19 protein-coding genes are annotated in these 15554 nt (G+C 72.9%); 6 read left to right on the top strand and 13 right to left on the bottom strand.

Annotation, left to right across the window (positions count from 1 at the left end):
* Positions 1-16 precede the first annotated feature (16 nt).
* Complete coding sequence (locus tag AC3RJ8_RS11930) at positions 17-556, top strand: putative glycolipid-binding domain-containing protein (RefSeq protein ID WP_489712828.1); 540 nt, start codon at positions 17-19, stop codon at positions 554-556.
* A 126-nt stretch (positions 557-682) separates the two neighbouring features.
* On the top strand, positions 683-1762 hold the full coding sequence (locus AC3RJ8_RS11935; protein ID WP_489712829.1) for a Fic family protein: 1080 nt from the start codon (positions 683-685) through the stop codon (positions 1760-1762).
* 17 nt (positions 1763-1779) lie between these two features.
* Here the strand turns inward: AC3RJ8_RS11935 and AC3RJ8_RS11940 are convergent, their stop codons facing one another.
* The 7 genes from AC3RJ8_RS11940 to AC3RJ8_RS11970 are packed head-to-tail and all read right to left on the bottom strand — an operon-like array spanning position 1780 to position 6400.
* Positions 1780-2211, bottom strand: a complete 432-nt coding sequence (locus AC3RJ8_RS11940; RefSeq protein WP_489712830.1) for a hypothetical protein — start codon at positions 2209-2211, stop codon at positions 1780-1782.
* Positions 2212-2234: 23 nt separating this feature from the next.
* Positions 2235-2696 (bottom strand): pilus assembly protein, encoded by a 462-nt coding sequence (locus tag AC3RJ8_RS11945; RefSeq protein WP_489712831.1) that lies wholly within the window; start codon positions 2694-2696, stop codon positions 2235-2237.
* A complete protein-coding gene (locus AC3RJ8_RS11950; RefSeq protein ID WP_489712832.1) occupies positions 2693-3106 on the bottom strand; it encodes a TadE family protein in 414 nt (137 codons plus the stop codon). Before AC3RJ8_RS11950 ends, AC3RJ8_RS11945 begins: the two co-directional genes overlap by 4 nt.
* Positions 3107-3116: 10 nt before the next feature.
* Positions 3117-3332, bottom strand: coding sequence for a hypothetical protein (locus AC3RJ8_RS11955; protein ID WP_489712833.1), 216 nt, complete (start codon positions 3330-3332; stop codon positions 3117-3119).
* Positions 3333-3351: 19 nt separating this feature from the next.
* Positions 3352-4284, bottom strand: a complete 933-nt coding sequence (locus AC3RJ8_RS11960; protein WP_489712834.1) for a type II secretion system F family protein — start codon at positions 4282-4284, stop codon at positions 3352-3354.
* Positions 4281-5138, bottom strand: coding sequence for a type II secretion system F family protein (locus AC3RJ8_RS11965; RefSeq protein ID WP_489712835.1), 858 nt, complete (start codon positions 5136-5138; stop codon positions 4281-4283). Before AC3RJ8_RS11965 ends, AC3RJ8_RS11960 begins: the two co-directional genes overlap by 4 nt.
* Complete coding sequence (locus AC3RJ8_RS11970) at positions 5126-6400, bottom strand: TadA family conjugal transfer-associated ATPase (protein ID WP_489712836.1); 1275 nt, start codon at positions 6398-6400, stop codon at positions 5126-5128. The genes AC3RJ8_RS11965 and AC3RJ8_RS11970 overlap by 13 nt, the downstream gene beginning before the upstream one ends.
* A gap of 474 nt (positions 6401-6874) precedes the next feature.
* On the opposite strand from AC3RJ8_RS11970, the gene AC3RJ8_RS11975 reads away from it, so the two are divergent.
* Positions 6875-7345, top strand: coding sequence for a hypothetical protein (locus AC3RJ8_RS11975; protein WP_489712837.1), 471 nt, complete (start codon positions 6875-6877; stop codon positions 7343-7345).
* A gap of 31 nt (positions 7346-7376) precedes the next feature.
* Here AC3RJ8_RS11975 and AC3RJ8_RS11980 read toward each other — a convergent pair whose 3' ends face one another.
* Positions 7377-7787: a MerR family transcriptional regulator gene (locus AC3RJ8_RS11980; protein ID WP_489712838.1), complete on the bottom strand. Its 411-nt coding sequence runs from the start codon at positions 7785-7787 to the stop codon at positions 7377-7379.
* A gap of 129 nt (positions 7788-7916) precedes the next feature.
* Here AC3RJ8_RS11980 and AC3RJ8_RS11985 point away from each other — a divergent pair, with 129 nt between their 5' ends.
* A complete protein-coding gene (locus AC3RJ8_RS11985; protein WP_489712839.1) occupies positions 7917-8639 on the top strand; it encodes an SDR family oxidoreductase in 723 nt (240 codons plus the stop codon).
* Positions 8640-8669: 30 nt separating this feature from the next.
* Here AC3RJ8_RS11985 and AC3RJ8_RS11990 read toward each other — a convergent pair whose 3' ends face one another.
* On the bottom strand, positions 8670-9260 hold the full coding sequence (locus AC3RJ8_RS11990) for a DUF998 domain-containing protein (protein WP_489712840.1): 591 nt from the start codon (positions 9258-9260) through the stop codon (positions 8670-8672).
* Between the two features lie 46 nt (positions 9261-9306).
* Positions 9307-9927, bottom strand: coding sequence for a GyrI-like domain-containing protein (locus tag AC3RJ8_RS11995; protein ID WP_489712841.1), 621 nt, complete (start codon positions 9925-9927; stop codon positions 9307-9309).
* 63 nt (positions 9928-9990) lie between these two features.
* Between AC3RJ8_RS11995 and AC3RJ8_RS12000 the strand changes: the two genes are divergently transcribed.
* The gene (locus AC3RJ8_RS12000) at positions 9991-11202 is read left to right on the top strand and encodes an aminotransferase class I/II-fold pyridoxal phosphate-dependent enzyme (protein ID WP_489712842.1); all 1212 of its coding nucleotides are present in this window, start codon (positions 9991-9993) and stop codon (positions 11200-11202) included.
* 62 nt (positions 11203-11264) lie between these two features.
* Here AC3RJ8_RS12000 and AC3RJ8_RS12005 read toward each other — a convergent pair whose 3' ends face one another.
* The gene (locus AC3RJ8_RS12005; protein WP_489712843.1) at positions 11265-11882 is read right to left on the bottom strand and encodes a LysE/ArgO family amino acid transporter; all 618 of its coding nucleotides are present in this window, start codon (positions 11880-11882) and stop codon (positions 11265-11267) included.
* Between the two features lie 73 nt (positions 11883-11955).
* On the opposite strand from AC3RJ8_RS12005, the gene AC3RJ8_RS12010 reads away from it, so the two are divergent.
* Positions 11956-12888: a LysR family transcriptional regulator ArgP gene (locus AC3RJ8_RS12010; RefSeq protein WP_489712844.1), complete on the top strand. Its 933-nt coding sequence runs from the start codon at positions 11956-11958 to the stop codon at positions 12886-12888.
* Here the strand turns inward: AC3RJ8_RS12010 and AC3RJ8_RS12015 are convergent, their stop codons facing one another.
* Positions 12889-14130, bottom strand: coding sequence for an LCP family protein (locus AC3RJ8_RS12015; RefSeq protein WP_489712845.1), 1242 nt, complete (start codon positions 14128-14130; stop codon positions 12889-12891).
* A gap of 121 nt (positions 14131-14251) precedes the next feature.
* Entirely contained in the window at positions 14252-15481 is a 1230-nt protein-coding gene (locus AC3RJ8_RS12020; protein WP_489712846.1) for a multidrug effflux MFS transporter, read from the bottom strand.
* Between the last annotated feature and the right edge of the window lie 73 nt (positions 15482-15554).

A 15554-nucleotide genomic window follows, 5' to 3' on the forward strand; every position in this document is an offset into this window, starting at 1 on the left:
ACGAGGAGGGAATCTCGTGACGACGGCGGTGTGGCGCGGCATCGCGTCCGACAGCCTGGAACGCCTCGACCTGACGATGCGCGACGGCCGCCACGAGGCTCGGTCGGTCGTCGACCTCGGGCCGCAACGGCTCGAGTACACCGTCGAGCTCGACCCGGCCTGGACCTTCACGACGCTGAACCTGAGATCGTCCGACGGGCGCACGCTGGAGCTCGCTCGCCACGACGGCGGATGGTGGTCGGGCAGTTCGGCCCGACCGGACCTGGCCGAGGCCGTGGACATCGACCTGGCTTTCAGCCCCTTCACCAACACGCTGCCGATCCGCCGCCTCGACCTGGCGATCGGCGAGTCCGCGGACATCGTGACGGCGTACGTGGACCCCGAGTCGTTCACGGTCACCACCGACCCGCAGCGGTACACCCGGCTCGCCGTCGACCGGTACCTCTACGAGTCGCGCGACAGCGACTTCCGGCGCGAGGTCACCGTGGACGACGAGGGGCTCGTCGTCGACTACCCCGGCCTCTTCGCCCGGGCCGGCACGACGCCGTCACGGTGAGACGACCGCAAGGACCGAGCGAACCGCACGCCACAGCAACTGGTCGCACCTGATCGTCAGAGTCGCATACCGGTGCGGAGCTACCAGGCCGCCGTCGTGCCGGCGATCAGGGATCAGCCCGCCACCATGTCGCCGGAAGTCGTCGCCGAGGCGGAGCACGCCGCACAGGAGATGAGCCGGTTCGATGCCGAACTCGGTGGCGAGCTGGCCCCGTTCACCACCGTCCTGCTGCGCAGCGAGTCCGCGGCGTCGTCGAAGATCGAGCGCCTGACGGCGTCGGCACGACAGATCGCCCTGGCCGAGCTCGGACCCGCCAAGCACGGCTCCAACGCACCGCAGATCGTCGCCAACACGACCGCGATGCAGGCGGCGCTGGACATGGCAGACACGATGAGCCCCGACGCGATCCTGGCGATGCACCATGCCCTCATGGCCCGTCACGACCCCGACGAGGCCGGCCGGTGGCGTCGAGAGCAGGTCTGGATCGGCGGATCGGACTACTCTCCGGCCGGGGCGGACTTCGTCCCGCCCCACCACGACCACGTGCCGGCGGCGATCGACGACCTCGTCCGCTTCATCCGGCGCAGAGACGTCCCCGCCCTCGCCCACATCGCCGTCGCGCACGCCCAGTTCGAGACGATCCACCCGTTCATCGACGGCAACGGACGGACCGGTCGCGCCCTCGTGCAGGCGATGCTGCACGCCCGTGGACTGGTCCGGAACGTGACGATGCCGTTGTCGGCAGGCCTGCTCGCACAGGTCGAGGACTACGACCGGGCGCTCGACGCCTACCGCGAAGGCAACCCCGAAGTCCTCGTGCGGATGTTCAACGCCTCCACTCATCGCGCGCTCGCGAACGGACGGACACTCGTCGAGGACGTCCGCGCGATCCGTGAGTCCTGGAACGACCGGATCATGGTCCGACGCGGAAGCCGCACCTACGACGTCGCGGACCTGCTCACCCGCCAGCCCGTGATCGACTCCGGCGTCCTCGGGGCCGAGCTCGGCATCGCCCGCGGGCACGTGCGGCGCCACATGGACGCCCTCACCGAAGCAGGCGTCGTCTCCGAGACGAAGGTCCACCGCCACCACATCACCTGGTCCGCGCTGGAGATTCTGCACGCCCTGGACGACTTCGCAGAACGGGCGGGCAAACGGCGCGCCGTGCGTTCCGGGTACGCACCCGGGACGAAGGATCCGCACTGACGGTCCGCCGCACGCCCCTATCCGGCGCGGGCTGACGCGGTCGCGGTGACGGTGATCCCGCCGCCGAACGCGTCGGTGAACCACCGCACCAACGGCGGGTGGGACGTCGCGACGAGGCTGACTCGAGCACCACGCCCGTCCGGGCTGACGGCCTCGACGACCTGCACGTCCCGCAGGCCCGGCGCGCTCGGTGCCGGCTGCCGCGCGAGGTGCTCGCCCACGGCCCGGCGGACGTCCTCGTCGGACAGCACCACGGCGCCGGTCGTGCCCGTGTCGCCCGCGGCCAGCGGGTCGTAGTACGTGGTCACGCTCGTCGCGTCCGCCCCGGCGACCGCCAGGGAGTCCGCGAGGTCGAACAGGTGCTTGCGGTCCAGGTGCACCGCCGCCGCCGACGCCACGACCCCTACCAGCATCAGCCCGACCGCGACGAACCCGGCGGTGAGGAGCATGATCCGTCCGTCCTCGCGCCCCCTCACGGGCGGACCGCCACGTGGTCCTCGACGGCAGCCACGTGCGCCGACTCGACCGGTACGACGAGCGGTACCCATCCGCGCAGGCCGGACGGCACCAGGGGCAGCGGCACCTCGTAGCGCACCGCGACCCCGATCGTCGCCCCGGGGGTGAGGCACGGGTCGGCCGAGCACTCCAGCGTCAGCAGGTCCGCGCCGTCGACGTCGAACCCCTGGTCGCCCAGCGCGATCCGCGTCGCCGCCGCCGCGCGCGCCGCACCGGCCGACGACGAGTCCGCCGTCAGCATCGCCCGCGAGGCTTCCCGGGCTGCGCCCTCCACGGCGAAGGCCGCGGCGTGCACCTGGGACAGGGTGACCACGAGATACACCAACGGCACCAGCAGCAGGACGCTCACGCCCAGGAACTCCACGACCGCCGCCCCGGCCTCCGGGTCGCGGTCGTGCTCCTCCTCCGCGGGGCTCATCCCGGCTCCTCCAGCGCGTGCCCGCTCACCGTCATCGCGCCGGACGGCCCGAGGACGCCCACGACCGGCAGCGGCGCCCGCACCGTCACCTCCACGACGGCCAGTCCTTCCCGGACCACGTCGCGCGCGACCACGTCGTGGGCGTACCGGCTCCCCAACGAGGCCGTGAGCAGGTCACGGGTGCGCTGCGACCCCGAGGACAGGTCCCGGTCCGCCCGCGCGGCGATCCGGGCGCCCTCCGCAGCGGCATCGATGGTCAGCGCGCGCACGTGGAGCGCGAGCGTCACCTGCACCACCCCCAGGAACAGCGCGACCAGCAACGCCGAGACCAGCGCGAACTCCGCGACGGCCGAACCGTGCTCGCCACGGGCGCCGCCCCGGTCGCCGCCCCGGTCGTTGAGACGACTCACCGGTACGACATCACGGGCCCGTGACACTCTGGATCGCCTCGGTGAACGCACCCTCGAGCAGCGGGCCGGCCAGCGCCCAGAGGGCGACCACCAGGCCGGCGGTCATCAACGTCACGAGCACCCAACCCGGGACGTCCCCGCGTTCCGGGTCGTCGGCGGCAGGACGCCAGGCGCGCTCCGGCGGCGACACCTCGGACGAGCAGCGGGCGGGAGATCCGTGGAACATGGTCAACCTTTCACGAGGGTCAGAGACCGATCTGCAATGTGGCCAGCGAGGGGAACACGGCGAACACGACGGTGATGGGAAGGATGAGGAAGACGACCGGCACGAGCATGACGACCTCCTTCTTGCCACCGGCCTCCATCAGGGCTCGACGACCGGACTCGCGCACGTCCTGCGCCTGGGCACGCAGCACGTCCGCCAACGGGGTGCCGCGCTCCAGGGCGACCGCCACCCCTTCGGCGAAGCGGGTCAGCGACGGGAGGTTGGTACGGTCGGCCATCGCCGACAGCGCCGCGGCGATCGGTGCCCCGGCCCGGACGTCCGCGAGCATGGTGGAGATCTCCGCCGACAGCTCGCCGCGCGCCGTCGAGGCCACCCGCTCCAACGCCGGCATCGGGCCCTCCCCCGCCGTGACAGCCAGCGCCAGCAGCTCGGCCACCGTCGGGAACTCCGCCAGCATCTGCTCCTCACGCCGCTGGGCCGACGTGCTCAACCACCGGTCGCAGGCGACGAACCCCACCGAACCGGCCAGCAGCACCAGGGCGACCAGCGGGATCACCGCGGAGTCGCGGGTGGCGGCGAGCAGCACCGACACCGCCAGACCGACCACGAGACCACTTACGGTCCACACGAGCTGCCGCGCCCGGAACTGCTCGACCGTCTCGGTCCGACCGGCGCGGTCCAGGCGACGCTGGACCTCCTCGCGCGTCGATCCGAACCGCTCGAACCAGTGGGCGGCGTCGGACACCCAGGGGGCGACGATCCTCTCGACCACACCGAACGGTGTGTGGGCGACCTGGGTACGCAACAGGCCCGAAGACGCGTCCCGCGGGCGCAGGGCAGGGGCGAGCCGCTCGTCCAACGAGATCCGTCGGCCCCGCCAGCCCGCCCACACCAGCACCAGGCCCACCCCGCCCAGCAGCCCGAGCAGACCACCCGTCACCGCCAGCGTCATCGCAGCACCCGGCTCTCCTCGGGCAGGCGCCCGATCCGTCGCATCACCTGGTACGCGAGCACCGAGCACCCGGCACCCGCCGCGAGCACGGCGACACCCGCCGCCGAGTCGTAGGCCTGCGCCGTCTCCGGTCGCGTCGCCAGGAACGCCAGCACGACCCACGGGCCGGCGGCGGCCAACCGAGCTCCGTTCACCGTCCACGACTGGCGTGCCTCCAGCTCGCCGCGCGTCCGCGCGTCCTCGCGCAGGAACTCCGAGAGGCTCTTGAGCAGTCGGCCGAGATCGGTCCCGCCGACCTCGCGGGTCAGGCGCAGCGCCTCGATGATGCGGTCCGCCACCGGGTCCGCGAGGCGTGCCTTGAGCAGGTCGAGGCACTCGCCGAACCGGCCGGTGGCCCGGTAGTCGGCGGCGAACTGGGCGAACGGCTCGCGCAGCTCGACCGGCCCGCGCTCACCGAGCTGGGCGACGGCCTCGGGCAACGACAGACCGGCGCGGACGCCGGAGGCGAGGTGGTCGACGGCGTCCGGCCACACGTCCCGCAGGCCCTCACGACGACGGCGCGCCCGCACCCGGAGGAGGACCTCCGGGGCCGCGGCGGCCATGAGGGCGAAGCAACCGGCGATGGCCGGGGACCGCGTCAGCGCGATCCCGACGAGAAGCACCACGACTCCCACGCCGACGCTGAAGGCGTACAGCGCACCAGGCCCGACCGTCGGCACGCCGGCCTGGACGAGCACGTCCTGCAGCACCTGGCTGCGCCGGCTGCGCCGTCGTCTCGCCGTCACGGGCTCCCAGCAGGACAGCCAGACCAGCACCAACCCGACGCCGGCGACCAGTCCGATCAGGACGCCCATGCGTGCTCCCCGCCCAGGAGAGCGTTGACGTCGATACCGGCGCGCTCGAAGCGCTCGGCACCCGGCGGGAACCCGTCGCCGCGCACGAGCTCCCCGCCGAGCGCGACCGGACGCCGCTGAAAGATCTGCGCGGTCTCCACCCTGCTCTCCTCGACCCGTCCGGTGACCGCGACGATCTCGCGGACCTGGCGAACGCCGTCGGCCGACACCCCCAGGTGGACGACGAGGTCGATGGCCGAAGCGACCGTCGGGGTGACGAAGCGGTCCGAGACGTTCTCCCCGGCGAGCAGCGGCAGGGTGCACATCTTGGTGACCGCCTCCCGGGCGGAGTTCGCGTGGATCGTGCACATGCCCGGAACACCGGCGTTCAACGCCACCAGCAGGTCGAGACTCTCGGCCTCGCGGACCTCGCCGATGACGATACGGTCGGGGCGCATCCGCAGGGACTCCTTGACGAGTCGGCGCAGCGGGATCTCACCGGTGCCTTCGAGGCTCGGCTGACGGCACTGCATCGCGACGTGGTCGCGGACAGGCAGCCGCAGCTCGAACACCTCCTCGCAGGACACGACGCGTTGCCCGGCGGGGATCGATCCCGCCAGCGCGTTGAGCATCGTGGTCTTGCCGGCCTGGGTCGCCCCGGCGACCAGGATGTTCAGCCCCGCCAGGACCGCGGCGTCGAGGAAGGCCGCCGCGTGCGGGGTCAACGACCCCAGCCGGGCCATGTGGTCGATATGGTGGGCCCGCACGACGTGCTTGCGGATGTTGACCGCCATGTGCTCGCGGGTGACGTCCGGGATGACGACGTGCAACCGCTCCCCTCCGGGCAGCGTCGCGTCCACGAACGGGCTGCTGAGGTCCAGGCGTCGCCCGCTGGAGGACAGCATCCGTTCGACGAGCTCGCGGACCTGAGCGACGGTGAGCAGCGTGGTGGTCAGCTCGCTGACCCCGCGGCGCGCGACGAACACCTGCGCGGGCGCGTTGATCCAGATCTCCTCGATCTCCGGGTCGTCGAGGTACGGCTGCAGCGGCCCGAGGCCGCCGAGTGCGTCGGCCACGGCACGTACCGACGCCGCGGTGTCGGCCAGCGGGGGCACCACGCCGAGCGACACACGTTCGGCGTAGTCGGCGGCGGCCTCGACGACGAGGCGCTCGAGACCGGCACGGTCGCTGACGGGGTCGAGGCCACGACGACGGATCAGCTCGCGCACCTCGTGCTGCAGGATGCCGGTCGCGTCGTCGCGCAGCGGCACGTCGATGGTCACCGGGCGAACCTCTCGGTCGGGGACATTCCGGGCCTTCAGGCGTCGCCGAGCGTAGCGAACATCGCCACGGCCCCGCTGCCACCCTGTGGACGACCCGCGCCGCGGTGTCGCCGGTCTGTCGCCGCAGCCTCCCCGGGACGACAAGATCCCTGGTCAGCGCGCTAGATGCCGCACCGTGCACCGTGCCACCGACCTCTGACCACGGTCCGAATCGTGGACACGCCAGGCAGCACCTGCTGCGACGCGTCGCGGCGATCGCACGCACGTCGCGGACCGGACCGCCGGCCCCGACGGCGGTCGATGTCCCCGGAACGATCGAGGCTACGCTGAGCCGTTCCAGCCCTCGGTTCCGGATCGGACCGGGGATGGCGGCCTGCGAGGAGAACGATGTCGGACCAGCCTGCACAGCCCGTGCCGCACTCGGCTGCACCTGACCCGACCGGTCGCGGTGCAGCCGACGGCTTCGCACCGCAGGTGAGCGCGTCGGGCCCGCAGCAGTGGGAAGCCGAGCTGCGCCGTTCCGGGCGCGTGGTCATCCAGGCCCCGAGGACCTTGCGCACCGTCGCCATCGCCCTGACGGCCGGCACGATCGCGCTCTGCCTCGGTGCGGCCATCGGCCTGCCGATCGCGTTCGGGCCCCTGGCCCTGCTCGTGTCCATCGGCCCGCTCGTCCTCGTCGCCGTGCTGGCCGGGGTCGTCCTCGCGATGCAGATCAGCTACCTGAAGCGCGACCTGGTGGTGACCTCGTACGGGGTCCGGATGGGCGGCAGGCCCACCGTGCCCTGGCACGAGATCGCCGGTGTGTCCACGTACCGCGGTGCCCTGCGGATCCGCGTCCTGCACTCGGGACACCCTGCCACGCTCCAGTTCGGTGACCTCCGGGCCCCGACCGATCAGCTCGTGTGGTGGCTGCAGCGCAGGTCCTCGTCCGCCGCATGTCGCTGAACGTCTCCCGCGCCGTCAACGACGGCTTCGCTCACCGCGCCCGGGCGGCCGGCTCGTAGGACGACCAGGCCGGCTCGCGCAGGCCGGGGCAGTGCTCGGGCGTCGGGTGGTTCGCGACGTCGATCATGTGGTCCAGGGCATCGCGCGCGGCAGCGAGGTCGGCCATGGCGGCGGTGATGCGGTCTCGCTCGGCTGCGAGCACCTGGAAGACCTCGGGCGCGGCCTCCCCGGTCTCGATGCAGGGCATGAGCTGCAGGACCGTGCGACTGGGCACACCGGCGGTGAAGAACTGCTGGATCAGCCGGACACGTTCGACGGCCGACTCGGGATAGGTGCGCTGGCCGCTGTCGGTGCGCTCCGCGGCGAGCAGCCCCTGCTCCTCGTAGTAGCGGAGCGCTCTGGTGCTGACGCCTGCCCGGCGTGCCACCTCGCCGATTCGCATCCGTGCCCTCCTGTGATCCTGGCCTCAGTACTTGCCCTTGACGTCAACGTGAACTCTTAGCGTAGCCGACATCGGGCCGATCAGTCCCGGTCGGACCCGCCACCACTCATCGAGAAAGCTGAGAACCCCATGGACGTCACCGGTCAGATCGCCCTCGTCACCGGAGCCAACCGCGGCATCGGCCGCGAGTTCGTGCTCGAGCTGCTCGACCGTGGAGCGAGCAAGGTCTACGCGACGGCTCGCCGCCCCGAGAGCCTCGACGTCGACGACAGCCGAGTGGTGCCGCTGCGGCTCGACCTGCTCGACCACGAGTCCGTCGTCGCGGCCGCCGACGCGGCACGCGACGTGACCCTGCTCGTCAACAACGCCGGCATCGCGACCGGCGCCTCGCTCACCACGGGCGACCTGGCGGACGTGCGCCGCGAGATGGACACACACTTCTGGGGCACGCTCGACGTGATCCGCGAGCTCCGCCCCGCCCTGGCGGCGAACGGCGGCGGCGCGATCGTGAACGTCCTCTCGGCCCTGTCGTGGTTCGTCGCGCCGGGCACCGGCTCGTACGCCATCGCCAAGGCGGCCGAGTGGAGCATGACCAACGGCGTGCGCCTCGAGCTCGCCGCGCAGGGCACGCTCGTCCAGGGGGTGCTCCTCGGCGCCGCCGACACGGCCATCGCCGCGGGCTACGACGGGCCGAAGATCGATCCGCGCGAGGTGCCGCGCACGTCCCTCGACGGCCTGGCCACCGGCTCGATCGAGGTGATCGTCGACGACTGGACCGCGATGGTCAAGGCGTCCCTCGCCGGCGACCCCGCCGCGTTCTACGCCGAGCTCGACGCGCTGCTGGCCGGCTGAGCAGCGACAGCTGTGCGTCCGGGCCGCGGCTCACGCGGCCCGGACGAACAGCAGCCCGACCCACAGCCACCCGACGGCGATGGTCGCCTTCTGGAGGAGGCCGGCCCGCGGGGAGTCGTCCTCCCACGCCTGCCCGAAGACGATGAGCCCGGCGCCCGACAGGACGGCCGTCGTCCCCGAGTACCCCTTCCAGCCGGCCTCCGGCAGCACGACGGTCGCGACGACGGCCGCCAGCGGCACGGCCGCGAACACGACGGCCCCGGCGTGGTCGTGGAGCCGGTGGTGCCACGACGTCTCCTCGGGCGTCGTGTCAGGGGTCCCGGGCGGGTACGCGCGCATCGGGTCCATCCGGAACAGCCCCGACGCCACGAGCGCCAGGCCGAACACGCCGACGACGACGGCGAGCAGCCCGTTGCCGAGGTCCTCGCGCGCGACGAGCGCCCCGGCCGTGACCGCCCCGCCGCACACCAGGAAGTTCACGGTCTGCAGCCAGCCGCGCCTCCCGAGGGCGAGCGCGCTCACCGGCTGGCGCACCCACCCGTAGCCCGGGCGGGTCCACCCGTCGACGAGGAACACGACCACGAACGACCAGCAGCACACGGCGGGGAACCACATCGACATGTCACCACCCTCCCCGACGCGCCCACCGCTCCGGGAGTGCCACCGGTCACGGGCCGGGGACGTCCACCGGCGTCACCGGCTGCCGGATGATCGTGCGCAGCCGCTCGGGCGCCGTCTTCCGGGGGTCCGACAGGTAGATCTCGTGGTGCCGCCCGGTCAGCTCGCGCCCCGAGGCGGTGACGAACGCGTGCAGGGCGTCCACCGTGGGCGCTTCCTCGGCGTACGGGCCGACGTGCAGCACCTGCGCCGCCTCGCCGTCGCCGAACTCGTCGAGCCGCACGGCCGCTCGCAGGCCGCGTTCCGCCGTCGTGCGCGCGACGACCTCGACCGCGTCGACCTGCGCGACGTCGTCGGGCAGGCTGATCATCAGCGTCCAGCGCCACACGGAGCGGGGCAGGTCGCGGAACCGCTCGACGTCGTCGGCCCACCACAGTCCTTCGAGGGGCATCACCGTGTAGGCGGTGCCCGTGGCGTCCTTCACCGCGGCGCGCAACGCGTACGCCAGGGGGTACAGCGACGTGACGGCCTCGCCGTACGCAGGAGCGGTGTTCGGGTCGCCCGCCCCGTCGACCATGAGGTGGGGGCGCGGCGGCACCGTCACGAGCTCGGGGTCGCGCGGCGCCCGGTACAGCTCGCGGTACGTCGTCTTGAGGTCCACGCTCGGCATGACCCCAGCATGCCCGCCGTCACCGACGGCGGCGACAGGAGGGCGATCGGTAGGGTCGGGCGCATGACGTCCACCCCGCGCTGGCGCCAGGTCGCCGCCGCGACCGGTCTGCTCGCGCCCGACGGCGGCGTCGGGCAGACGATCTTCGCGGAGATGACGGTGCTGGCGAACCGCACCGGGGCGATCAACCTGGGCCAGGGGTTCCCGGACGTCGACGGGCCGGACTACATCAAGGAGGCCGCGAAGGCGGCCATCGACGCCGGTCGCAACCAGTACGCCCCGGGTGACGGCGTCCCCGAGCTGCGCCGGGCGATCGCCGCGCACCAGCACCGCCACTACGGGCTCGTCGTCGACCCGGACACCGAGGTGCTCGCCACCACCGGGGCCACCGAGGCGCTCACGGCCGCCATCCTCGCGCTGACGGGGCCCGGCGACGAGGTGATCACCCTCGAGCCGTTCTACGACTCGCACGCCGCGGCCATCGCCCTGGCCGGCGCGACGCACGTGCCCGTCCCGCTGACCACCGACCTGCGCCTGGACGTGGCGGCCCTGCGCGCCGCCGCCAGCGACCGCACGCGCCTGCTCCTGGTCAACACGCCGCACAACCCCACCGGCACCGTGCTGACGCGCGCCGAGCTCGAGCAGCTCGCCGCCGTGGCCCGCGAGCGCGACGCGGTCGTGCTCACCGACGAGGTCTACGAGCATCTCGTCTACGACGACGCCGAGCACGTCCCCGTGGCGACCCTGCCCGGCATGGCCGAGCGCACGCTGACCGTGTCCAGCTCGGGCAAGACGTTCAGCCTGACCGGGTGGAAGGTCGGCTGGTTGCACGGCCCCGCGGAGCTCGTCACGGCGGTGCGCACGGTGAAGCAGTTCATGACGTACACCTCGGGCTCGGCGTTCCAGCCGGCGATCGCGCTGGCGCTCGCCGACGACGAGACACCGCGGGCACTGGCAAGGTCGCTCACCGCCCGCCGGGACCTGCTGTGCGAGGGGCTGGAGGCGGCGGGCTTCGGCGTCGTCGTCCCCCGCGGCACGTACTTCGTGGTGGCCGACGGCGCGGCGCACGTCGAACGGCTCGGTCTCGACGACGGCCACGACCTGTGCCTGCGCCTGCCGGAGCTCGCCGGTGTGGTGGGCGTGCCGGTCTCGGCGTTCTGCCGGCAGGGGTCGACGGCGGCCGAGGCGTGGCGCTCGCGCGTGCGGTTCACGTTCGTCAAGCGCCCGGAGGTGCTGCGCGACGCCGTCGGCCGCCTGGCCAGGCTGCGCCGCTGACGCTACCTCGCACCGTCGAGCGCTACCTCGCGCTGCGCTGCGCTACCTCGCGCCGTCGAGCGCTACCTCGCGGCGACCAGCGAGACCGCCACCGCCAGCATGACCAGCGCGATCACGCCGTCGACGACCCGCCACGCGCCGGGGCGCCGCAGCATCGGGGCGAGGTACCGCGCGCCGTAGCCGAGACCGACGAACCACAGCACGCTGGACACCATCGCCCCGGCGGTGAACCAGCCGCGGTCGGCCCCGTACGTCGCGGCCACCGAGCCGCCGAGGATCACGGTGTCGAGGTAGACGTGCGGGTTGAGCCACGTGAGCGCCAGGGCCGTGAGCAGCACGGGCCGCAGCCGGCGGCCCGCGTCGGGCACGGCGCCGTCGTCGGCGGCCTCGAGCTCCTCCCCGCCGCGCCAGGCGCGCCGTGCCGACAGGATGCCGTACCCGAGGACGACGGCGGCGCCCGCCCAGCGTGCGACGTCGACGACGGCGGGTGCGCGCTCGAGGAGCGTTCCGAGCCCTGCTCCCCCGGCGGCGTACAGGATCGCGTCGGAGGCGGCGCACACGGCGACGACGACGCCGACGTGCTCGCGGCGCACGCCCTGGCGCAGCACGAAGGCGTTCTGGGCGCCGATGGCGACGATGAGGGACAGCCCGAACCCGAGGCCGGCGAGGAAGATGAGCACCCCACGACGCTAGACAGGCCTCCCGGTGAAGTACAGCGAATGTTACTGCGCCTGATGAAGGCATACTTCATCTATGATCTGGGACTCCGGACAGCTCGCCGCCCTCGCCGCCGTCGTCACCGAGGGGTCCTTCGAGGGCGCGGCCCGCGCGCTGCACATCACGCCGTCGGCGGTCAGCCAGCGGATCCGGGCCCTCGAGAACACCGCGGGCACCGTGCTGGTGCAGCGCACCCGTCCGGCGACACCTACCGCACCGGGTCGCACGCTGCTGCGGCTCGCCCGCCAGGTCGAGCTGCTCGGCGCCGAGGCCGCGGCCGAGCTCGGACCCGCCGGCACGCCCGACGCCGCCGGGACCACCGGACGCCCCGTGACGGTCCCGGTCGCGGTCAACGCCGACTCGCTGGCCACCTGGCTGATGCCGGCCCTGGCCGCGGTGGACGGCGTCTGCCTCGACGTGCACGTCGCCGACCAGGACCGCACGGTCGACCTGCTGCCGGCCGGCGCCGTCATGGCCGCCGTCACCTCCCACCGGGAGCCCGTGCAGGGGTGCACGTCCGTCCCGCTCGGACTCACGCGCTACCGTCCCGCGGCGACGCGCTCCTTCGTGGACCGCTGGTTCCCCGGCGGCGCCACCCCCGCGGCGCTCGACGCCGCTCCCGTGGTCGTCTTCGACCGCACCGACGACCTGCAGGACCGCTGGCTGCGCACGGTGGCCCGCGACCTCGGCACCGCCGTCCCCTCGCCGCCCCGGCACCACGTGCCGTCCACCGTCGCGTTCCTCGCGGCCGTCCGTGCCGGGATGGGCTGGGGCATGTGGGGTCCGCTGCCCCGGGCCGGCACCCGGTTCGACGTCCTGGAGCCGGCCGACGACGTCGTCTGGCTCAGCGAGGACTCCGTCGACGTCCCGCTCTTCCTCCAGCAGTGGCGGCTGCGCTCCACGGTGCTCGCCCGGGTCACCGACGCGCTGCGCGAGCAGGCGCGACGCACCCTGCCCCAGCCGAGCTGATCAGGCGCAGACCCCCGGCCGCAGCGACGGGCTCGGCGACGGCGAGGGGTCGTCGCCCTCCTCGTCCTTCTCGTCGTCGCCGTTCTTCTCGTCGTCCCCGTCACCGTCGTCGGAGGCGGTCGGCGACGCGCTCGGCTCGGGCTCGTCGACCAGGGGGTCGTCGGCGGCGAGCCGCTCCCAGATCTCGTCCGCCTCGGCGGTCCACACGACCCGGTTGGCGTCGTTGACGGCCTCGACGACGGGCACCGACCGGAACGAGATGCCCGAGGGGTCGACGTCCCGCACGCTCCACGCGAGGCCCGCGAGCGCGCGGGGGCTGGCCAGGTCCGGGCTGGTCGACATCGCACGCAGCGACGCCTGGACCATCCGGTACAGGGCCGGGGTGTCGGTGATGACGTTCTGGTCGAGGACCTCGCGCAGCATGGAGTCGATGAAGGCCTGCTGCCGCTCGATGCGCATGAGGTCGCTGCCGAGCTCGAGCCCCATGCCCTCGCCCTTGCGCACCCGCAGGAACTGGATCGCGGTCTCGCCGTCGAGCACCTGGCGTCCCGCACCGAGCTCGAGGTCGCTGTAGCGCTTGTCGCCGACCACCGGCTCGGGCAGGCACATGGGGACGCCACCGATGGCGTCGACGATGTCCACCACACCGTTCATCTTGACGACCACGTGGTCGTCGATCGTCAGCCCCGTCAGCGCCTCGACCGTGAGGATCGTGCACGCCGCGGCGCCGGTGATGTCCTTCTCGGGACCGCCGCCGAGCGCGAAGGCCGTGTTGAACATGGCCCCGTACTGGGGCGAGGTGGTGCTGCCGTCCGGCCGGGGACAGGCGGGGATGTCGACGAGCGAGTCGCGCGGGATCGACACCGCCTCGATCCGGCTGCGGTCACCGCTGACGTGCACCACCAGCGTGGTGTCGGAGTTGAACTCGTCGCCCTTGCCGGCGAGCTCCTCGTTCGCGGCGTCGCGGAAGTCGGTCCCCATGACCAGGAGGTTCAGCGAGTCCCCGGCGAACGGGTCGCTGGGATCCTCCGGTTCCTCGGGCTCGGCCACGGGTTCGGGGTCACCGTCACGCCCGAGGAGGGCGTCGACGTCGGACACCTCGATCTGGTTGCGCAGGTCGATGTAGGCCGCCACCCCACCAGCGGTGCCGAGTGCCAGGATCCCGGTGAGCCCGAGGGCGGTCCACCGCAGGACCCTGTGCCCGGCATGAGGTCCCGCGTGCCGGGGACTGACACTCTCCATACCGACACCTTAGGTCGGGCGTCCGTTTCAGGCCTACCCGGCGAGTCCGGACAACGTCCCTTTCACGGCACCTTCACCACGAGGGAACGTCCTGACGAGGCGCCGTGGCGGCGCGGTCGGCTCAGGCGAGCTGCACCCAGCCGCCGCGCCGGAACGCCGGCGTGGCGAACGCGAGTACGGCCATGGCGCAGATCCAGGCGCCCATCATGACCGACGTCATCGCGACGGTACCGCCACCGAGCGCTCCGGCGAGCGGCGAGACGAGCCCGGCGACGCCGGACTGCACGGCACCGATCACGGCGGCCGCGGTCCCGGCGCGCTCGCCGTGGCGGGACAGGGCGATGGCGGAGGCGTTGGCGGGGATCAGGCCGGTGAACGCGAGCACCATCCACAGCGCGGCGAGGAGCCCGATGAGCCCGCCAGCGCCTGTGATGGCCACGACGAGCAGGATCAGGGCGCACCCGCCCTGCAGGACCAGCGCGGTGCGCAGGATGCGGATCGGGGCGACCCGGCGCACCAGCGACGCGTTGATCTGGGCCGAGGCGACGAGCCCGACGCCGTTGAGCGCGAACAGCAGCGAGAACTGGCCGTGGCTGAGCCCGTAGACCTCCTGGAACACGAAGGGCGAGGTGACGACGTAGCTCATGAGCACGGCCATGCCGAGTCCCGGCAGCAGCGCGAGCGCCATGAAGTGCCGGTCGCGCAGAAGGTGCCGGTACCCGCCGACGACGGAGCGCGCCCCGCCGGTGGACCGGCGCTCGACGGGGTGGGTCTCCGGCAGGAACCGCCACACGATCACGCCCATGGTCACGCCGAGGATCGCCAGGAAGCCGAAGACCCAGCGCCACGAGGCGAGCTCGGCGACCGCCGAGCCGAACGTCGGTGCCAGCAGCGGCGCGATCCCGATGATCAGCATGAGGCGCGACAGGATGCGAGCCGCCTCGGAGCCGACGAACCGGTCCCGCACGATCGCCATCGCCGCGACACCGCAGGCGGCGTTGAAGAATCCCTGGAGCAGCCGCAGCCCGACCAGCGCGAGCATGTTCGGGGCGACAGCGCACAGCAGCGAGGTGACCACGTGCATGGCCAGCCCGACCAGGAGCGGCGCACGACGGCCGTACCTGTCGGACAGCGGCCCGATGACGAGCTGTCCGGCCGCGCCGCCGACGAGCATGATCGAGACCGACAGCGCCGCGAACGATGGGCCGGAGCCGAGGTCGGCGGCGACCTCCGGCAACGACGGCAGGTACATGTCGACCGTGAACGCCGGGATCGCCGCGAGGGACCCGAGCATGACGACCCACCGGAAGGACGAGCGGGCACGCTGCGGCGGGGCGGGGTTCTCGGGCATGACCGCCATGTTATCGAAACGATACGACGGTCGCGACGCGTTCGCCCGTGACGCCTCTCACCCGCCCTGTCGG

The sequence above is a fragment of the Isoptericola sp. MSGPD8_1_ISO-PGPR-S23-394 genome (genome assembly GCF_058072785.1).